Origin of the sequence: Micromonospora sp. WMMD1219 (assembly GCF_049315215.1) — a bacterium.
Taxonomy (GTDB): domain Bacteria; phylum Actinomycetota; class Actinomycetes; order Mycobacteriales; family Micromonosporaceae; genus Micromonospora; species Micromonospora tulbaghiae.
In genome coordinates, this window is the sequence record NZ_CP186057.1 from 640254 (window position 1) to 658536 (window position 18283).

The following is an 18283-nucleotide window of genomic DNA, read 5'->3' on the forward strand; positions in this document are numbered from 1 at the left end:
GACGCCCCGCACCGCAACCCGGCGAGATCTTGGAAGATTCCGGCCCCTATGAGGGCCGTTTCCTTCCAAGATCTCGCGGGTCGAGCGCGCTCAGGGGGTTGACGTGGGTTCCGGGGAAGCGCTGGTGGTGGGCGCGGTGGGGGTGGCGCTGCCGGTGGGCGCGGGTGCGGGCGGGGCGATCGACGGCGAGACCGGCGAGCCGAACGGGGCCAGCTCCGGGCAGTACGGGTAGGTGTTACGCATCTCCGGCACCGCGCCCGTGTCAGCCATGCAGCTCGGCCAGCCGAGCGTGATCGGCACGCCGTTCTGGTCGAAGAGCCGCGCGTCGCGGACCAGCCGCCCCTGCTGGTCGTAGACGAAGACGTCCTCGATCCGGTCGTACCGGTGGTCCACCGACGTCTGCTCGTAACTGCCGTAGCTGTCGGTGTCGGCGCGCTCGTCCACCTGGGCCAGCACAGCGAAGGAGAACAGCAGCAGCGCGGCGGTGCCGATCTGGTGCAGTTGCCGCCGCCATCCGCTGATCCCGGCGGAGCGGCGACCCCACCACAGGGACGCGACGACCGCGCCGATGAGCAGCAGCAGCCCCATCGAGCTGTTGCCGTCCAGCCGGGGCACCAGGCCGGACCGGCCGTCCACCATCCACGCCACGATCAGCGCGGCCAGCCATCCGCGCACCAGCCACCAGGCCGGGCGCAGTGGACGCAGGAAGTCGCTCACCGTCTCGTGCCCGAGCACCGGGCCGAGCTGGCGGTCGAGCAGACGCAGCTGGGTGGCCGCCTCCCGCCGGGCCTCGGCGAGGCGGTGGAAACGCGCCGGCCGCCGGCTCGGCTGGGCACCGGCGACGGCGCGCAGCTCGGCGGCGTACGCCTCGGGGGCGCCCAGCCGGTCGACCAGCGTGCCGTCGCCCTCGGCGGCGACCTCCGCGAGGTGTTCCGGCAGTTCCTCGGTCAACTCGTCGCGGACCTCCGGCGGCAGGTCGGCGAGCGCGGCCCGCACCCGGTCGACGTAGTCCGTGATCTCCTGCCCCGTGACGGTCATGCCGCCATCCCCCGATCGTCGAGCAGTGCGTCCATGGTGGTGGCGAACGAGCGCCAGGTCTTGCCGGAGCGGGTGAGCTGGTCGCGCCCGGCGGTGTTCAGCGAGTAGTACTTGCGGTGCGGCCCGGACTCGCTCGGCACCACGTACGTGGTGAGCAGGCCTGCGGCGAACAGCCGGCGCAGCGTGCCGTAGACCGAGGCGTCGCCGACCTCGGTGAGGCCGGCCTCGCGCAGCCGCCGCAGGATGTCGTAGCCGTATCCGTCCTCGTCCTTGAGCACGGCGAGCACCGCCAGGTCGAGCACGCCCTTGAGGAGCTGCGTGGTATCCACGCTCAGCACACTAGTGCGCATTGCGCACTACCGTCAACGACACAGCACCGTGTCACCCCGCCGGGGCCCGATGATCAAGGAGTTGGCGTCCTCGGAGGCGCCCGGATCGGACACAAACTCCTTGATCATCGCCGGAGAAGGCAGCGGTGAGAGGGAGAGGGCTAGGCGAGGCTCCAGGCGATGCCGTCGAGGATGTCGTGCTCGGAGGCGACCACCGAGGGCATCCCGGCCCGTTCCATGATCACTCGCAGCACCAGCGCGCCCGCGCCGATCACGTCCGCCCGCCCCGGATGCATCACCGGGTACGCCAGCCGCTGCTCGCTGCTCTTTCCGAGCAGATCGGCGGTCACCGCGGCCACCTGCTCGTACGAGACCCGGGCGTGGTGGATGCGGCTGGGGTCGTACTCCTGGAGCCCTTGCGCCAGGGCGACCACTGTGGTGACCGAACCGGCGAGCCCGACCAGCGTGGCGGCCTCCCGGCCGGGCACGGCGGCGAGCGCGCGGTCGACGGCGGCGGCGATGTCGGCCTCGGCGGCGGCGACCTGCGCCGCTGTCGGCGGGTCGCCGTGCAGGTGCCGTTCGGTCATCCGGACGCAGCCGATGTCCACGGAGATCGCGCCGCGCACACCGTCGGCGCGGGTGCCGACGACGAACTCGGTGGAGCCGCCGCCGATGTCGACCACCAGGTACGGCGGCTCGGCGTCGGCGGGCAGGCCGCGCACCGCGCCGGTGAACGACAGGCGTGCCTCCTCGTCGCCGGTCACCACCTCGGGCGGTACGCCGAGCGTGCGCTCGACCATGGCGCGGAAGTCGGCGGCGTTGGAGGCGTCGCGGGAGGCCGAGGTGGCGCACATGCGTACCCGCTCGACGCCGGACTTCTCGATCTCGGCCGCGTAGTCGGCGAGCGCCACCCGGGTCCGCTCGATCGCCTCCGGGGCGAGCATGCCGGTCTGGTCCACGCCCTGCCCCAGCCGGACGATCTCCATCCGTCGGCTGACGTCCACCAGCGGCGCCGTCTCCCCGGCCGACGCTTCCGGCAGGTCGGCGATCAGCAGTCGGATCGAGTTGGTCCCGCAGTCGATGGCGGCCACACGCGCACTCACGGCGCCCACCCTACGGCAGCCCGCGCGGGGTCAGAGGCGCAGCAGCATGCGGGTGTTGCCCAGGGTGTTGGGCTTGACGCGTTCCAGGTCCAGGAACTCCGCCACGCCCTCGTCGTACGAGCGCAGGAGCTGCTCGTAGACGGGCTGCGGGACGGGTGCGCCGTCGATCTCGCGGAAGCCGAACGAGCCGAAGAAGCCGGTCTCGAACGTCAGCACGAAGATCCGGGCGATGCCCAGCTCCCGCGCCGCGTCGATCAGCTCACCGACGATCCGGTGCCCGATCCGGTGGCCCCGGCAGGACGGGTCGACCGCCACCGTCCGGATCTCCGCCAGGTCCTCCCACATGACGTGCAGCGCGCCGCAGCCGACCACAGTGCCGTCCGACGTCACCGCGACGCGGAACTCCTGCACGTCCTCGTACAGCGTCACAGTCGCCTTGCTGAGCAGCCGCCGGTCGTCGGTGTAGGTGTCCACCAGCCGCCGGATCCCGCGCACGTCGGTGGTGCGGGCCCGGCGCACAGTGATCTCGTCGGCGCTCATCTCACTCGACCGCTGGCACGTCCACGCAGGGCCCGGCCGCCCACCACTTCTCCACCAGCGCCAGCGTCTCGTCGCCGAACGGGTTGACCCCCGGCCCGGCCGCGAGCGCGTGCCCGAGGTGCACGTGCAGGCACTTCACCCGCCCCGGCATGCCACCGGCCGAGATGCCGGCGATCTCCGGCACCTCGCCGATCGCCTCCCGGCGGGTCAGGTAGTCCTCGTGCGCCGCCCGGTACCGCGCCGCCAGTTCCGGATCCTCGGCGAGCCGCTCGGCCATCTCCTTCATCAGCCCGGCCGACTCCAGCCGGCTGCACGCCGCCGTGGCGCGCGGGCAGGTCAGGTAGAACAGCGTCGGGAACGGCGTGCCGTCGGCCAGCCGGGGCGTCGTCTCCACCACGTCGGGCAGGCCGCAGGGGCACCGGTGGGCCACCGCGCGGGTGCCGCGCGGCGGGCGTCCGAGCTGCGCGGCCACCGCGGCCAGGTCGGCCTCGGTGGCCGGCTGGCGTTCCGGCGGGGGTACGGAGTCCGCCGCCGGCTCCTGCGGTGGTACGACGCTCAAGGAAGTGCCTCTCGAATCAAAGCTCACTTGTCGGGGCGCTCGGCGTTGGCCGCCCGCACGCTCCCCCACAGGGTGTCGTACCAGGGCTCGGGTGGCTTCGGCGCCCCCGGCCTCGCGCCCTTGCCGGCGTCCTTCGCGGCGCCCTCCGGGTCGGAGAGCACCACGAGCAGCGTCTCGCCCGGCTTGCCCATGAAGAACCGCTCCCGGGCCTGCGTCTTGACGTACTCCGGGTCCTTCCACTTGGCCGCCTCGGCGGTGAGCCGGTCGATCTCGGCCCGCTGGGCGGCCTGCGCCGCCTCCATCCGCTCGATGTCGGCCTGCTGGTCCAGGTAGACCCGGACCGGATAGGTGTACGCCAGGGCGAGCGCGATCAGCACCGCGAACAGCACTGTGGCGCGCCCGGTGAAGCGCCGGGGTTGGGGTGCGGTGAGCCGCTTGACCGGGCCACCGGCGGCGGTACGCCGGGCCGCGGCGGGGCGGCTCGCGGAGCGTACGCCGTCGGTGGCACGAGACGCGCCGGGTGACCGGCCGGCGGCGCGCGCCTCCGCGCGGACGCCGTTGTCGCGTGCCGTGGACCGGACCCGGGCACCGCCCGTCCGGCCGGGCTGCCCCGGCCGACGGGCGGGCCGCTGGCCACCCGGTGTGCGGCGCTGCTGCATCGTCACACCCCTCCCCCGGAGCGCTCGCTCAGGCCGAACGGTAGCGCGGGAACGCGCCGGCACCGGCGTACCGCGCCGCGTCGGCCAGCTCCTCCTCGATCCGCAGGAGCTGGTTGTACTTGGCCACCCGGTCCGAGCGGGCCGGTGCGCCGGTCTTGATCTGCCCGCAGCCGGTGGCGACGGCCAGGTCGGCGATGGTGGTGTCCTCGGTCTCGCCGGAACGGTGGCTCATCATGCACTTGAAGCCGGCCCGGTGGGCCAGGTCGACGGCGTCGAGCGTCTCGGTGAGCGAGCCGATCTGGTTGACCTTCACCAGGACCGCGTTGGCGGCCTGCTCGGCGATGCCCCGGGCGATGCGCTGCGGGTTGGTCACGAACAGGTCGTCGCCGACGATCTGGATGCGGTCGCCGAGCGCGGCGGTGAGGGTGGCCCAGCCGCTCCAGTCGTCCTCGGCCAGCGGGTCCTCGATCGACACGATCGGGTAGTCGCCGGCGAGCTTGGTGTAGTAGTTGCTCATCTCCTCGGCGCTCTTGGCGCTGCCCTCGAACGTGTAGGTGCCGTTGTCGAAGAACTCGGTGGCGGCCACGTCGAGCGCGAAGACGATGTCGGTGCCGAGCCGGTAGCCGGCCTTCTCCACGGCCTCGGCGATCAGGTCCAGCGCGGCGGCGTTGGTGGGCAGGTTCGGGGCGAAGCCGCCCTCGTCGCCCAGGCCGGTCGACAGGTCCTTCTTCTTCAGCACCGACTTCAGCGCGTGGTAGACCTCGGCGCCCGAGCGCAGCGCGTCCCGGAACGTCGGCGCGCCGATCGGCGCGATCATGAACTCCTGGATGTCGACGTTCGAGTCGGCGTGCGCGCCACCGTTGAGGATGTTCATCATCGGCACCGGGAGCAGGTGCGCGTTCGGGCCGCCCAGGTAGCGGAACAGGCTCAGCTCGGCGCTGCCGGCGGCGGCCTTGGCCACGGCCAGGGAGACGCCGAGGATGGCGTTCGCGCCCAACTCGCCCTTGTTGTCCGAGCCGTCGATGTCGATCATCTTCTGGTCGATCAGCCGCTGCTCGCTGGCCTCGTAGCCGATGAGCTGGTCGACGATCCGGTCCTCGATGTTGGCGACCGCCTTCTCGACACCCTTGCCCAGGTAGCGATCCTTGTCACCGTCGCGCAGCTCGACCGCCTCGAACGCGCCGGTGGAGGCGCCGGACGGCACCGCGGCGCGGGCGATCGTGCCGTCGTCGAGCCCGACCTCGACCTCGACCGTCGGGTTGCCCCGCGAGTCCAGGATCTCCCGGGCGACGATTCCCTCGATGGTTGCCACTGAGTCGCTCCTCGTTTGTGTGGTTCCGGTCCGTATGGGCCGCGACGGTGCGGCTGAGGCAGGTGTTGAACGCAGCGTATCGGTCCCCGCCCTGCCGCACCCCGCTCGGGGCGGCCCCCGAGGCGCTTGCTGAGACGGACATTCCCGGATTACCGGTCGTCAACCGGCAACCGGTTTGCGAGACGTTGCGTCGATCGACAAGGCTGGGCATCATGCCTGCCGCCTCGACGACTCTCCGCGTGCTCGCCGCCTCGGTCATCGCGTCGCTCTCGGTCACCGGCTGTCAGGCCCTGGACGACGCGAACGTCGCGCTCGGTCGCGCCGACCTGGTCAACGACCTCGCCGCGCGGATGGACCGGGCGCTGGAGCAGACCTGGGCCGCCGACTACCAGATCGACGGCGGCCGGACCGCCTCGATCGCGCAGACCAAGAAGCCGCTGCGGTCCACGTACACCTGGCCCGGCGGCAAGATCACGGTGACCCAGGAGTCGGTGACCCGGTGCGCGAGCACCGCCGCCCGTACCTCCTGCACCGTCTCGCCGCCCGTGCTCACCGCCGGCAAGCCGTCGGTGATCGTCTACGACGAGGCGCGCAAGCAGGGCCTGGTCACGCCGCCCGCGGTGATCCGGCTGCTCACCGACGCCGCGCTGGCGCCGGAGGCGGTCATCGAGCAGAGCGACACCACGCTCGCCGGCCGCCACGCCACCTGCGTCGACGTCACCCACGACGGGGAGCGCTTCAACGCCTGCGTGACGAACGAGGGCGTGCTGGCCAGCTTCTCCGGCACGCTCGACGGCAAGCCCGCCGAGGTGACGCTGAGCCGCTACACCGAGAGCGTCGAGGCCGCTGCGTTCGCGGTGCCGGACGGCGCCGGCGTGGTGGACCGCCGCCCGTCCACGTCGTGACCCCGCCCGCCGGTGCCGCCGCCGGTGCCGCAGGTCGGGCCGGCGACGGTTCCTCGCCCGGCGCCGGGACCCGGGCCGTTGACGCTCGCCCGCCGGGCACCGGATTCCTGCCCGCTGCCGATCACGGGCGGCCGCCGCGGCCCGACGACCTGGCGCTGCCGGTGGCCGGCCGGAAGCTGCTGACCGGCCCGGACGAGCATCCGCTACGGGTCGGCGCGCTGCCCGGCGACCTCGCCTGGACCCCGGTCGGCACGCTCGACGGCATCCCCGCGTGGGCGGCCGAGGTGGCCGATCCGGAGTCGCTGCCCGGCCGGTGGCGCAGCTGGCGGGGCCTCGCCGCCGAGCTGCCCGCACCCCGCGCCGACCTGGCCGGACGGGCGCTGGCCGTAGTCACCTGGCGGCGTACCCACAGGTGGTGCGGCGCGTGCCGGGCCGAACTGGCCGACGTGCCGGGCGAGACCGCGCGGCACTGCCCGGAGTGCGACCTCACCGTGTTCCTGCCGCTGTCCGTCGCGGTGCTGACCGCGATCACCCGCCCCGGCCCGGCCGACGGCCCCGACGAGCTGCTGCTGGTCCGCCACGCGCAGGGACCGACGCAGCTGTGGGCGCTCGTCGCCGGATTCGTCGAGGCGGGCGAGTCGCTGGAGGCCGCGGTGCACCGCGAGGTCGCCGAGGAGGTCGGCCTGACACTGCGGCGACCGGTGTACGTGGACAGCCAGCCGTGGGCGCTGTCCGGACCGGGCACGCTGCTCGCCGGGTTCACCGCCGAGGTGACCGACCCGGCCGCCGAACCGGTCGTCGACGGCACCGAGCTGACCGAGGCGCGCTGGTTCCCGACCGGCGCGCTGCCCGCCGAGCTGCCGCCCGCGTACTCCCTGTCGCGCTGGCTGATCGACGCGGTCGCCGCCCGGCGGTGACCGCAGGCCGGTCGCTGCCCGGCGGTGACCCTCACACCCCCAGCAGCGTCCGCAGGTGGCGCGGCGGCGGGCAGTCGTGCGCCAGCATGGCGTCGTGCCAGTCCCGCAGCGGCACCCCGTCCGGCCGGGCGGCGGCGATGTCGGCCATCTCGCTGTAGCCGACGAAGTACGTGGAGAGCTGCGTCGAGGTGAGCAACGCCCGCCGCCACTTGCCGGCCGCCTCGCCCTCCTCCTGGAAGCCGCGCCCGGTCATCAGCGCCATCGCCTCGGACTCGGGCAGGTCGTCGCAGTGCACGAGCTGGTCCAGCAGCGCGTTGATGGTCATCCGCAGCTGCATCTTGAGCTGCTGCAAACGCACCGGCAGCCCGCCGAAGCCGAACCCGGCCATCAGCTCCTCCGCGTAGACCGCCCAGCCCTCGATGAACACGCCCGACTCGGTGAGCGCGCGTACCCGCGTCGGGCCCTCGTAGCGGCGGGCGTGGGCGAGCTGGAGGAAGTGCCCGGGCATCGCCTCGTGCACGGTCAGGTTGCGGATCATGTGGTCGTTGTACTCGCGGTAGAACGACTCGACCCGCTGCGCCGGCCAGCCCGCCGGGGTGGGCGAGATGCAGTAGAACGTCGGCACGTCGGCCGTCTCCAGCGGGCCCGGCGAGTCGCAGTAGGCCACCGCCACGCCCCGCGCGAACTCCGGCATCTCCTGGATGACACACGGGTCGCTGACCATGCTGACCAGGTCGTGGTGGCGGACGAAGTCACTCGCCTCGTCCAGCGTGACCGAGGCGAGGTCGACGATCGTGGCGTCGTCCGGGCGCTCGGCGGCCAGCAGGTCCAGCGCCCGGCGTACCGTCTCGTCGTCGGCCGGACCACCGACCAGCTCGACCGCCGCCGCGCGGATCTCCTCGGTGACCCGGTCGAGGTTCGCCCAGGCGCGGCGCTGCACCTCGGCGGCGCTCAGCTCGGTGTCGAGCGTGTGCCACAGCCGCGCCTCCCAGCGCCGCCGGCCCAGCCGCGGGTCACGCCCCGGGCCGGCGTCGGCGGCCAGGCCCTGCCGCAGCCAGGCCACGAACTCCTCCAGCGCGGCGATCGCCTCGGTGGCCGCCGGGCCGACCCGGTCGCGCAACGCCGGCGCCTCGGCCAGCAGCCCGGGCACCTCGTCGCGGATCAGCGCCGCCGTACCGGTGAACTGCCCGACCGCCGTCTCCGCGTGGACCCGCGGCATGTCCCGCAGCGTCGCGCGCGCCGTCGACAGCGCATCGGGTACGGCCGACAGACGCCCGGCCAGGTTGGTCAGGCGCTCCTCGGCCGGGGCGAAGGGACGGGCCAGCAGGGCGTGCAGCAGCGGCCCCGGATTGTGGCGCAGCGGATCCCACTCGTGGGTGCGGATCTCGGTGGCCTCGAACAGACCTCGGTCGACGAGGCTGGCGAGCAGCGCGTGGTCGACGCTCTCCGCCGGGTCGAGCGCGTCCGGGTCGATCTCCGCGAGCGCGTCGGCCGCGTCCTTCAGCATCGCCTGGTCGGCGGCGAGGGCGTCGGCGGAGAGATCGGGCAGCCGGTCGTCGTACCGGTGGTCTCCGGCGGAGGTGGCCAACCCGGGCCGGCTCTCCAGCAACGCCTCCACGATCCGCTCCGCCAGCGGCCCGAACGCTTCCATCCCCCGACCCTACCGACCGCCCCACCCCTCCTCCCCGCGCCGCCTCCCCTTCCCCCTCCCTCCGTCGCGTTGATCAAGGAGTTTGTGTCCTCGCCAGCGTCCAATCCCGACACGAACTCCTTGATCACCGCTCGGAGTCGCCTGGAGGCGCGTGTGGCGAGCACCACGGCCCGGGCAGGCCGGAATGTGGACTGCATGTCTCGCGTGCCGGGAGGCGGGGCGGCCATCTACGGCGATCTTGCACTTTGCGCCCGGGCAGATGGGGCATTCGCGACATCCACGGGGCGGCAAGTGCAAGATCGCGGGCCGGGGTGGGGGCGGCTTGGGTCAGGTGGGGTGGTTCGGGGTGGTGCGTTCGGCGGCTCGGACCGCTTCGGCGTACGCCAAGGTGGCCCGCCGCAACGCGGCCTCGGGGTCGATGCCGGCCTGACGGGCGGCGGCGACGGTGGCCAGCAGGCTCGCGCCGAGCCGGGCCTCCGGGTCCACCTGCGACTCGGCCAGCGGGGGCGGTACGGCGAGACCGACCCGGCCGGCCCGGTCCAGGATCTTCGCGGCCAGGGAGAGCGCGGGCTGGCTCAGCGCGATGCCGTCCAGCACCGATTCGCGGGTCTTCTCGGCCCGTTTGATGCGTTCCCAGTTCGCCTCGATCTCCTCGATCGAGCCGGCCGGCTCGCCGGAGAACACGTGCGGGTTGCGCCGCACCATCTTGTCGACCAGCGTGCCCGCGACGTCGTCGACGGTCCAGCTCTTGCCCTCCGGCAGGTTCTCCGCCAGCCGGGCGTGCAGCAGCACCTGGAGCAGCACGTCGCCCAGTTCCTCGCGGAGCGCGTCGGTGTCGTCGGCGCTGATCGCGTCGTACGCCTCGTAGCACTCCTCCAGCAGGAACCCGGCCAGGGTGCGGTGGGTCTGCGCCCGCTTCCACGGATCGCCTCCCGGGGAGGCCAGCCGGTCCATCACCTCGACCGCGTCGAGCAGCCGGGCGCCGGGCGGATCCCACGAGCCGTACATCAGCTCCAGTTCGGCCAGGCCGGGCTCGCGTGCCAGCCGTAGCCCCAGCTCACGGGCCAGCGTCTCGTCGCCGGCCGGGCCGGCCAGCCACACCGCGCCGCCCCGCGCGGCGGCGGCGTCGAGCAGCGCCTGGGTCGCACCCTCGGTCACCACGCTGACGTCGGTGCCGGCTGTCCGGACCGCGCGGGTCAGCTCGCTCTCCGCACCGGCGAGAACCGGCGCGGAGCGTACGGCGTCCCAGGCGGCCGAGGTCAGCAGGCCGGCGGGCAGCCGGGGTGAGGTGACGAGCAGGACGATCCGGGCTGTCATACGGCTCCGGGAGCCGGGGAGTCGGAGGCCGGCGCCTCCGGCGTCGAGATGTCGGTGACCGGGCCGTCCTGGTCGACGTACGGCAGGGAGTAGAAGACGAACGACTGGCCGGTGTTGACCAGCGACGGCACGCCCGTCACGCCGAACCGCGGGTTGACGCGGACGTCCGACTTCTCGGCCTGCTCCTGCAGCGCGCTGCTGAGCGCGGTGGCGGTGCGGACGAACCCGGCCTCGCCGAACGCCTGCCGGACCTGGTCGACGCTCAGGCCCGGCTGGATCGCCCCGGTCTTCTCCAGGGCGTGGTAGACGGCCATCAGGGACTCGTCGCTGAGGTCGGCCGGGGGCAGGCTCTGCTGGAGCGTGCTGGAGAGGTCGACCCACTCGCCCCACAGCTTCGTGTACTCGGTGGTCGCCGGCATGCGGAGCGCCTGCTGGATCTGCTCCGGGGAGATCTGGTCGGTGACCTGGAGGCCCTTGTCGGCCACCACGCGCTTGCCCAGGTCGATCGCGACCAGCAGGTTCAGCACGTCCTGCCGGGTCACCGAGGACCGCAGCTCCGCCGGCGACGGCGTCTGCGGGGACTGGCTACGGACGGCGTCCGCGTACTGCCGCTGCGCGTCCTCGTAGATCGCGTCGACCCGGTCGACGGAGTACCGGCTGTCGCCGACGTACGCGGCGACGTCCGGGGCGGAGCGGCCACAGGCGGCGAGAGAGAGCGCGGCAAGGGCCGCGACGCTGACGGCGACGAGGGAACGGCGAGCACGCATGAGGGTCACTCTCTCACGGCGAGTACGGACCTGTGACTCCGCCCACCTCATCGCGCACCGGCCGCCGACCGGGCGACACCGGCGAACTCCTCGGGCTTGGTGTGTCATCGTCCGCTCGCCACTGCGGGGCTGGCAACACCGGCCAGCTCCTCGGGCTTGCCGAGGACGTCGGCCAGGAGCTGCCCGCACCACTCCAGCAGCGCCTGGTCGCGCAACGGCTCGCCGCCGATCCGCCGGGTGCTCGGCCGGGGCACGCTGACCTGGTCGAGCGCCGGCTTGTAGACCGAGTCCGGGTGGTACCGCTTGAGCCGCATCTGCTTCGAGTCGGGCAGCGGCAGCGGGCCGAACCGGATGTGCTTGCCCTGCATCGACACGTCGGTGAGCCCGTAGCGGCGGGCCAGCAGCCGGAACCGGGCCACCGCGACCAGGTTCTGCACCGGCGCGGGCGGCTCGCCGTACCGGTCGGTCATCTCGGCCACCACCTCGCGCAGGCGTTCCTCGTCGCGGGCCTCGGCGAGCTTGCGGTACATCTCCAGGCGCAGCCGCTCCACCGCGACGTAGTCGTGCGGCAGGTGCGCGTCGATCGGCAGGTCGACCTTGACCTCCGTCTCCTCCTCGGTGCTCTCGCCCTTGAACGCGGACACGGCCTCGCCGACCATCCGGACGTACAGGTCGAAGCCGACGCCCTCGATGTGGCCGGACTGCTCGCCGCCGAGCAGGTTGCCGGCGCCGCGGATCTCCAGGTCCTTCATCGCCACGTACATGCCGGCGCCGAGTTCGGTGTGCTGGGCGATGGTCGCCAGCCGCTCGTGCGCGTTCTCGGTGAGCGGCTTCTCCGGCGGGTAGAGGAAGTACGCGTACGCCCGCTCCCGGCCCCGGCCGACCCGGCCGCGGATCTGGTGCAGCTGGGCCAGGCCGAGCAGGTCGGCCCGCTCCACGATGAGCGTGTTGGCGTTCGGGATGTCGATGCCGGACTCGACGATCGTGGTGCAGACGAGGACGTCGAACTCCTTCTCCCAGAAGCCGACCATCACCTTCTCCAGCGCTTCCTCGCCCATCTGTCCGTGCGCCACCGCGACGCGGGCCTCCGGCACCAGCTCCCGGAGCTTGCGGGCCGTCTTCTCGATCGACTCGACCCGGTTGTGCAGGTAGAAGACCTGACCGTCGCGCAGCAGCTCACGGTGGATGGACGCGGCCACCTGCCGGTCGTCGTACGCGCCGACGAACGTGAGCACCGGGTGCCGCTCCTCCGGCGGCGTGGCGATGGTGGACATCTCCCGGATGCCGGTGATCGCCATCTCCAGCGTGCGCGGGATCGGGGTGGCCGACATGGCGAGCACGTCGACCGAGGCGCGCAGCGTCTTCAGGTGCTCCTTGTGTTCGACGCCGAACCGCTGCTCCTCGTCGATGATCACCAGGCCCAACTGCTTGAACCGGGTGGACGCCTGGAGCAGCCGGTGGGTGCCGATGACGATGTCGACGGTGCCGGCGGCGACCATCTCCAGCGTCTGCTCGGTCTCCTTCGGCGTCTGGAACCGGGACAGCTGCCGGATCGACACCGGGAACTGGCTCATCCGCTCGGCGAACGTGTTGTAGTGCTGCTGCACCAGCAACGTGGTGGGCACCAGCACGGCCACCTGCTTGCCGTCCTGCACCGCCTTGAACGCCGCCCGTACCGCGATCTCGGTCTTGCCGTAGCCGACGTCGCCGCAGATCAGCCGGTCCATCGGGACGGTCTGCTCCATGTCCCGCTTGACCTCCTCGATGGCGGCCATCTGGTCGGGTGTCTCCTGCCAGGGGAACGCGTCCTCCAGCTCCCGCTGCCACGGGGTGTCGGGGCCGAAGTTGTGCCCCTTGGACGCCTTGCGGGCGGCGTAGAGCTGGATGAGCTGCGCGGCGATCTCGCGGACCGCCTTGCGGGCCCGGGCCTTGGACTTCTGCCAGTCCGAGCCGCCCATCTTGTGCAGCGTGGGCTGCTCGCCGCCGACGTAGCGGGAGAGCTGGTCGAGCTGGTCGGTGGGGACGAACAGGCGGTCGCCGGGCTGGCCGCGCTTGCTCGGCGCGTACTCGATGACCAGGTATTCGCGGCTGGCGCCGTTGACGGTGCGCTGCACCAGCTCGACGTACCGGCCGATGCCGTGCTGCTCGTGCACCACGAAGTCGCCGGCCTTGAGCTCCAGTGGGTCGATGGTGTTGCGCCGCCGGCTGGGCATCTTGCGCATGTCGCGGGTGGAGGTGCCCCGGCCGCCGGTGACGTCGTTGCCGGTGAGCAGCACGAACTTCGACGCCTCGTCGACGAACCCGGCGGTCAGGCAGCCGCAGGACACGAGCAGCTCGCCGGGTGCGGGCGCGGTGGGCACCTCCTCGGTGAGCCGGGCGCCGAGACCGGCGTCGCGGAGCACCTCGACGGCCCGCTGGGCGGGACCGTGCCCCTCGAAGACGAGCGCGATCGACCAGCCCTCGCCGGCCCAGCGCTTGAGGTCGTCGACCACCCGGGCGGTCTCGCCGTGGTAGAGCGGGGCCGGCTGGGCGGCGAGGCTCACCGCGATGGCGTCGTCGGGGGTGACGTCGACAGCGGCCGGCTCGTCCTCCCAGGGCTGCCGGGCCGGTGCCGCGTCCGCCTCGACCAGGCCGAACGGCGCGAGCGTCCACCAGGGCTGGCGCAGGGCGCGGGCTGCCGTGCGTACCTCGGCCAGGGTCTTGAAGGCGGCGGCGCCGAGGTCGACCGGGGCCTGGCCGCCGACGGCGGCCGCGGCCCAGCTGGCCTGGAGGAACTCCTCCGAGGTACGGACCAGGTCGTGCGCGCGGGTGCGGATGCGCTCGGGGTCGCAGAGGAGGACGTGGGTGCCGGCCGGCATGCAGTCGACGAGCAGTTCCAGCGCGTCGGCGCCGATCAGCGCGGGGGCGAGGGACTCCATGCCCTCGACCGGGATGCCCTCGGCCAGCTTGTCCAGGATCTCGGCCAGCTCGGGGTGCTCGGCGGCGAGCGCGGCGGCCCGCTCCCGCACCGCCGGGGTCAGCAGCAGCTCCCGGCACGGTGGCGCCCAGAGCTGCGCGACGCCCTCGATGGTGCGCTGGTCGGCGACCGCGAAGGTGCGGATCTCCTCCACCTCGTCGCCCCAGAACTCGACCCGGGACGGGTGCTCGTCGGTGGGCGGGAAGACGTCGAGGATGCCGCCGCGTACGGCGAACTCGCCGCGCTTGGTGACCAGGTCGACCCGGGCGTACGCCATGTCGGTGAGCCGGCGGGCGACCTCCTCCAGGTCGGCCTCGTCCCCGGCGGCGAGCTGCACCGGCTCCAGGTCGCCGAGGCCCTTGAGCTGCGGCTGGAGCAGCGAGCGGACCGGCGCGACGACGACCCGCAGCGGCCCGGTGCGGCCGTGCGCGTCGGCGGCGTCCGGGTGGGCGAGCCGGCGCAGCACGGCGAGGCGCCGCCCGACCGTGTCGGAGCGGGGCGACAGGCGCTCGTGCGGCAGCGTCTCCCAGGAGGGGAAGACCGCCACCTGCTCCGGCGGCAGCAGGCTGCCCAGCGCGGAGGCCAGGTCGTCGGCCTCCCGGGTGGTGGCGGTGACCGCGAGCACGGGGCGGCCCGCGCCGCCGGCCGGCTCGTCGGCGGCGACCGCTGCCACCGCGAACGGGCGGAGCGCGGCCGGGGCGGTCAGGTCGAGCCCGTCGACCTGCGCGGCACCGGAGCGCGCCAGGTCACGCGCCCGGGCCAGCCCCGGGTCGGCCAGGGCGGCGGAGAAGAGTCCGGTGAGCATCAGTGATCACTTCCAGCGGATCGACACACGACGACGACCCCGCGTCCAGCCGGACGGGGGGTGCACCGTTCGAGCCTATCCCCCTGTCCCGACAATCCGGGCCCGCCCAGCTTGCGGATCTTGACGCTGCGCCACGGCACGTGGTGCGGTGGGTGGATGGTCGAGTATCGGGCAGTCTTCGACGCCGAGGTGGATTTCGCGAACGGTGGTGGTCTGCGCACCGACGGGTTCCGGCTGGACGTGCCGCACCCGGACGTCACCGACGACGAGGTGGCCGCGCTGCTGGTCCGGCACCTGGGGCTGCTCATGGTCGGCGAGGTACGGATCACCAACCGGACCGTCGTCGAGGAGCCGCACAAGGGCGGGCGAGGGGTGGCCGCCCCGGCCGGCGGCGGGCGGAAGCTCGTCGAACTGAGTCACGTGATCACCGACGGCCTGGTCACGCTGCCCGGCTGGCCCGGCCCGGCGATCAGCGACTGGCTGACCCGGGAGGCGTCCCGGGAGCGGTACGCGCCGGGTGTCGAGTTCCACGTCGCGCGGATCGACATGGTCGCCAACACTGGCACGTACGTGGACACGCCGTCGCACCGCTTCGCCGACGGCCCGGACCTGACCGGGGTGCCGCTGGACCGCCTCGCCGGCCTGCCCGGCCTGGTGGTACGCGTGCCGGCCGGTACCCGCGCGGTGGACAAGCTGCTGCTCGCCCCGTACGACGTGGCCGGGTGTGCGGTGCTGCTGCACACCGGCTGGGACGCGCACTTCGGCACCGACGCGTACGCCGCTGCGGAGGCGCCCTACCTGACCGGTGACGGCGCGCAGTGGCTGGCCGAGGCGGGCGCGGCGCTGGTCGGCATCGACTCGATCAACATCGACGACATGACGGCGGCGGCAGCGGGTCAACGCCCGGCGCACACCGGTCTGCTGGCCGCCGGCATCCCGATCGTGGAGCACCTGACCGGCCTGGACGCGCTGCCCCCGACCGGCTTCCGGTTCACCGCCGCCCCGCCGCGGGTGGCCGGCATGGGCACGTTCCCGGTCCGCGCCTTCGCCGTCGTGGGCGCCTGACCCAGCAAGATCCACACCACTTCGCCGAGGTGGCGGGATCACGGTCCCCGTGGTGCCACCACCTCGCCGGACCGGCGGCGAACCCGTCCGGGGTCAGTAGCGCACGGCGATCCGGCGCTCCACGGCGTCCACCCGGATCTCGCCGCCGTACGGGATGATCAGCTGCGGGTCGGTGTGGCCCAGGTCGACGTCGAAGACCACCACCGGGTCGTCGGCGTAGGGGGCGAGCGCCGACAGGATCGCCGCCCGCTGGTCGGCGGCCCAGGCCAGCCGCTCCGCGACCGAGTGCGGCCGGTCGAAGTCCCACGCCTTGGGGCGGCCGACCACGATCGCCGGGACGGCGGCGAGCAGACCCCGCTCGCCCATGTTGCGCACGATCCGGAAGACCTCCTGCGCGGACGGCAGCTCGTTCGACGTCTCCAGCACCAGCACCGACCCGGCCAGCTCGGCGGCGGACGGAACCCGGTCGGTCGCCATCAGCCAGTGCACGATCTCCAGGCAGCCGCCCCACGTCCGGCCCTGCACCACCCGGGCCGGGCCGTGCCAGCGCCAGCCCTCGGACGGGTACATCGGCGGTTCCTCGGCGAGCGCGGCCGGGTCGCGCCAGTCGCACGGCTCGTCGCCCCACTCGGGCGCGGCGGTCAGGTCGTACCAGCCGGTGGTGAACAGCGCGGCGCGCAGCGAGTCGAGCGTGAGCGGGTGCGGCTTGCCGGAGCGCCCGAGGTGCACCAGCACCGACCCGCCGTGGTAGCCGACGACACCCAGCCGGTACAGGTGGTTGAGCACGGTGGTGTTGTCCGAGTAGCCGTAGTACGGCTTCGGGTTGGCCCGCAGCACGTCGTCGTCCAGGTACGGCGTGACGGTGATCAGGTCGTCCCCGCCGACCGTGGCCAGCACGGCGGTGATCGTCGGGTCGGCGAACGCGGCGGTCAGGTCACGTGCCCGGTCGCGCGGGTCGGCGCCCATGACCCGGGTGGTCGGATACTCCACCGGTTCCAGACCCAGCTCGTCGCGGAGCCGGCGCAGCCCCAGCTCGTACACGTGGGGGAAGAGACCCGGCAGGCCGGCGGAGGGCGAGACGACCGCGACGCGGTCGCCCGGCTGCGGTTTGGCGGGATAGACAGGCACCTGCATGAGCCGACGCTATCGGCCGGGACCAGCGGTTTTCGCCCGACGAAACCGCACGAGACGGGCATATGCCCGCAATAGGCTGTGGCCGTGGACGACGAGCCGGAGCTGCGTACCCGGGACTGGCTGCCCCGCACTGCGGCGCTGATCCTCGGCACCCTCGCGCTGGCCAGCGCGTTCATCGCCGCCTACGTCGGCGCGCTGCACAAGCCCGACCCGCGCGACGTGCCGGTCGCCGTCGTCACGAGCGACCAGCAGGCGCAGGCCGTGATGTCCGCCGTCCGCGCCCGCACCGACACGATCAAACCGATCGGGTACGACAGCCGCGGCGCCGCCTTCGACGGCCTCAACGACCGTTCGGTGTACGCGGTGCTCAGCTCCGCCCCGGACGGCGGCCTGACGCTCGCCACCGCCAGCGCGGGCGCGCCCGCCGCCACCGAACTCGTCACCGGCGTGTTCACCGAGGCGGCCCGGCAGGCCGGGGTGCCGCTGGAGGTCACCGACGACGTGCCGGTCTCCGCCGACGACCCGCGCGGCCTGGTCCCGTTCTACCTGGCCGTCGGCGTGGTGCTCGGCGGCTACCTGGCGTCCACGGCGCTCGGTATCTCGCTCGGCACGAGCCCGCGCGACCTGCGCCGGGCCGGGCTGCGGATCGCCACGCTCGCGGTGCACGCGATCCTGCTGGGCGTCATCGGGGCGATCCTGGTCGGACCGGTCCTCGGCGTGTTCGAAGACCGTGTGGCGACGGTCGCGGTGGTCGGGGCGCTCGCCGCGTTCGCGGCCGGGATGGTGGCCGCCGCCGTGCAGGGCTGGCTCGGGCTGCTCGGCACCGGCATCGTGATCCTGCTGCTCGTGGTGCTCGGCAACCCCGGCTCCGGCGGCATCTACGCGCCCGAGTTCCTGCCGCCGTTCCTGCGCGGGATGCACCGCTGGAACGTGCCCGGCCTGGCCACCGACCTGTTCAAGTCGGCGATCTACTTCGACTGGCGCGGTGGTGGCTGGGCGCTGACCGGGCTGCTGGCCTGGGTGGTCGCCGGCCTGGCCGGTCTGCTCACCGCGACCATGTTCCGCGCCCGCCGGCGACCCGCACCGGGGCGGCACGGCGCCGATCAGGGCTGACCGGCAAACCGTCCCAGAGTGCAGATCATCACGGTGTCCCTCTCCTGTCCCCCGGGCCCACGCGGATACCATCCAGAGGAGTCGGACAGCGCTGTCCTTCGTCCTCGCGTAAG

Annotated in this window: 16 protein-coding genes; 4 read left to right on the plus strand and 12 right to left on the minus strand. The window is 73.2% G+C overall.

From position 1 onward, the window contains the following. Window positions 1-90: 90 nt before the first annotated feature. From ACN27C_RS02995 to eno, 7 genes are all read right to left on the minus strand, one after another. Complete coding sequence (locus ACN27C_RS02995; protein ID WP_422750388.1) at window positions 91-1038, minus strand: HAAS signaling domain-containing protein; 948 nt, start codon at window positions 1036-1038, stop codon at window positions 91-93. Then, window positions 1035-1367, minus strand: a complete 333-nt coding sequence (locus ACN27C_RS03000; RefSeq protein WP_041798804.1) for a PadR family transcriptional regulator — start codon at window positions 1365-1367, stop codon at window positions 1035-1037. The genes ACN27C_RS02995 and ACN27C_RS03000 overlap by 4 nt, the downstream gene beginning before the upstream one ends. 161 nt (window positions 1368-1528) lie before the next feature. Continuing rightward, window positions 1529-2458, minus strand: coding sequence for an exopolyphosphatase (locus tag ACN27C_RS03005; protein ID WP_422751568.1), 930 nt, complete (start codon window positions 2456-2458; stop codon window positions 1529-1531). Between the two features lie 42 nt (window positions 2459-2500). After that, window positions 2501-3010 carry an amino-acid N-acetyltransferase gene (locus ACN27C_RS03010; protein WP_120571601.1) on the minus strand — a complete coding sequence of 170 codons (510 nt, stop codon included), beginning with the start codon at window positions 3008-3010 and terminating at the stop codon, window positions 2501-2503. Between the two features lies 1 nt (window position 3011). Beyond that, a complete protein-coding gene (locus ACN27C_RS03015; protein WP_350814634.1) occupies window positions 3012-3569 on the minus strand; it encodes a DUF501 domain-containing protein in 558 nt (185 codons plus the stop codon). Window positions 3570-3592: 23 nt separating this feature from the next. Next, the gene (locus ACN27C_RS03020; protein ID WP_358170446.1) at window positions 3593-4228 is read right to left on the minus strand and encodes an FtsB family cell division protein; all 636 of its coding nucleotides are present in this window, start codon (window positions 4226-4228) and stop codon (window positions 3593-3595) included. Between the two features lie 28 nt (window positions 4229-4256). Continuing rightward, window positions 4257-5540 (minus strand): phosphopyruvate hydratase, encoded by a 1284-nt coding sequence (gene eno, locus ACN27C_RS03025; protein WP_013284093.1) that lies wholly within the window; start codon window positions 5538-5540, stop codon window positions 4257-4259. A 212-nt stretch (window positions 5541-5752) separates the two neighbouring features. Here eno and ACN27C_RS03030 point away from each other — a divergent pair, with 212 nt between their 5' ends. Further along, window positions 5753-6445, plus strand: a complete 693-nt coding sequence (locus ACN27C_RS03030; RefSeq protein WP_350814632.1) for a hypothetical protein — start codon at window positions 5753-5755, stop codon at window positions 6443-6445. A 161-nt stretch (window positions 6446-6606) separates the two neighbouring features. Further along, window positions 6607-7362, plus strand: a complete 756-nt coding sequence (locus tag ACN27C_RS03035; protein WP_422750389.1) for an NAD(+) diphosphatase — start codon at window positions 6607-6609, stop codon at window positions 7360-7362. Between the two features lie 31 nt (window positions 7363-7393). Here ACN27C_RS03035 and ACN27C_RS03040 read toward each other — a convergent pair whose 3' ends face one another. From ACN27C_RS03040 to mfd, 4 genes are all read right to left on the minus strand, one after another. Further along, window positions 7394-9013 carry a DUF885 domain-containing protein gene (locus tag ACN27C_RS03040; RefSeq protein WP_422750390.1) on the minus strand — a complete coding sequence of 540 codons (1620 nt, stop codon included), beginning with the start codon at window positions 9011-9013 and terminating at the stop codon, window positions 7394-7396. Between the two features lie 327 nt (window positions 9014-9340). Continuing rightward, window positions 9341-10330 carry a nucleoside triphosphate pyrophosphohydrolase gene (locus ACN27C_RS03045; protein WP_422750391.1) on the minus strand — a complete coding sequence of 330 codons (990 nt, stop codon included), beginning with the start codon at window positions 10328-10330 and terminating at the stop codon, window positions 9341-9343. Beyond that, on the minus strand, window positions 10327-11097 hold the full coding sequence (locus ACN27C_RS03050; RefSeq protein ID WP_422750392.1) for a hypothetical protein: 771 nt from the start codon (window positions 11095-11097) through the stop codon (window positions 10327-10329). Before ACN27C_RS03050 ends, ACN27C_RS03045 begins: the two co-directional genes overlap by 4 nt. 104 nt (window positions 11098-11201) lie before the next feature. Continuing rightward, the gene (mfd, locus tag ACN27C_RS03055) at window positions 11202-14858 is read right to left on the minus strand and encodes a transcription-repair coupling factor (protein ID WP_421499727.1); all 3657 of its coding nucleotides are present in this window, start codon (window positions 14856-14858) and stop codon (window positions 11202-11204) included. Window positions 14859-15014: 156 nt separating this feature from the next. Between mfd and ACN27C_RS03060 the strand changes: the two genes are divergently transcribed. Continuing rightward, a complete protein-coding gene (locus ACN27C_RS03060) occupies window positions 15015-15923 on the plus strand; it encodes a cyclase family protein (RefSeq protein ID WP_422750393.1) in 909 nt (302 codons plus the stop codon). Between the two features lie 93 nt (window positions 15924-16016). On the opposite strand, the gene ACN27C_RS03065 is transcribed toward ACN27C_RS03060, so the two are convergent. Further along, window positions 16017-17057: a S66 family peptidase gene (locus tag ACN27C_RS03065; protein WP_422750394.1), complete on the minus strand. Its 1041-nt coding sequence runs from the start codon at window positions 17055-17057 to the stop codon at window positions 16017-16019. Between the two features lie 84 nt (window positions 17058-17141). Here ACN27C_RS03065 and ACN27C_RS03070 point away from each other — a divergent pair, with 84 nt between their 5' ends. Further along, a complete protein-coding gene (locus ACN27C_RS03070) occupies window positions 17142-18170 on the plus strand; it encodes a hypothetical protein (RefSeq protein WP_422750395.1) in 1029 nt (342 codons plus the stop codon). The last annotated feature ends 113 nt before the right edge of the window (window positions 18171-18283 follow it).

Coding starts and splice junctions, on each gene's coding strand:
- ACN27C_RS02995 (WP_422750388.1), bottom strand. CDS start 1,038: ATGACCGTCACGGGGCAGGAGATCACGGACTACGTCGACCGGGTGCGG.
- ACN27C_RS03010 (WP_120571601.1), bottom strand. CDS start 3,010: ATGAGCGCCGACGAGATCACTGTGCGCCGGGCCCGCACCACCGACGTG.
- ACN27C_RS03020 (WP_358170446.1), bottom strand. CDS start 4,228: ATGCAGCAGCGCCGCACACCGGGTGGCCAGCGGCCCGCCCGTCGGCCG.
- ACN27C_RS03030 (WP_350814632.1), top strand. CDS start 5,753: ATGCCTGCCGCCTCGACGACTCTCCGCGTGCTCGCCGCCTCGGTCATC.
- ACN27C_RS03040 (WP_422750390.1), bottom strand. CDS start 9,013: ATGGAAGCGTTCGGGCCGCTGGCGGAGCGGATCGTGGAGGCGTTGCTG.
- ACN27C_RS03045 (WP_422750391.1), bottom strand. CDS start 10,330: ATGACAGCCCGGATCGTCCTGCTCGTCACCTCACCCCGGCTGCCCGCC.
- ACN27C_RS03050 (WP_422750392.1), bottom strand. CDS start 11,097: ATGCGTGCTCGCCGTTCCCTCGTCGCCGTCAGCGTCGCGGCCCTTGCC.
- mfd (WP_421499727.1), bottom strand. CDS start 14,858: ATGCTCACCGGACTCTTCTCCGCCGCCCTGGCCGACCCGGGGCTGGCC.
- ACN27C_RS03060 (WP_422750393.1), top strand. CDS start 15,015: ATGGTCGAGTATCGGGCAGTCTTCGACGCCGAGGTGGATTTCGCGAAC.
- ACN27C_RS03065 (WP_422750394.1), bottom strand. CDS start 17,057: ATGCAGGTGCCTGTCTATCCCGCCAAACCGCAGCCGGGCGACCGCGTC.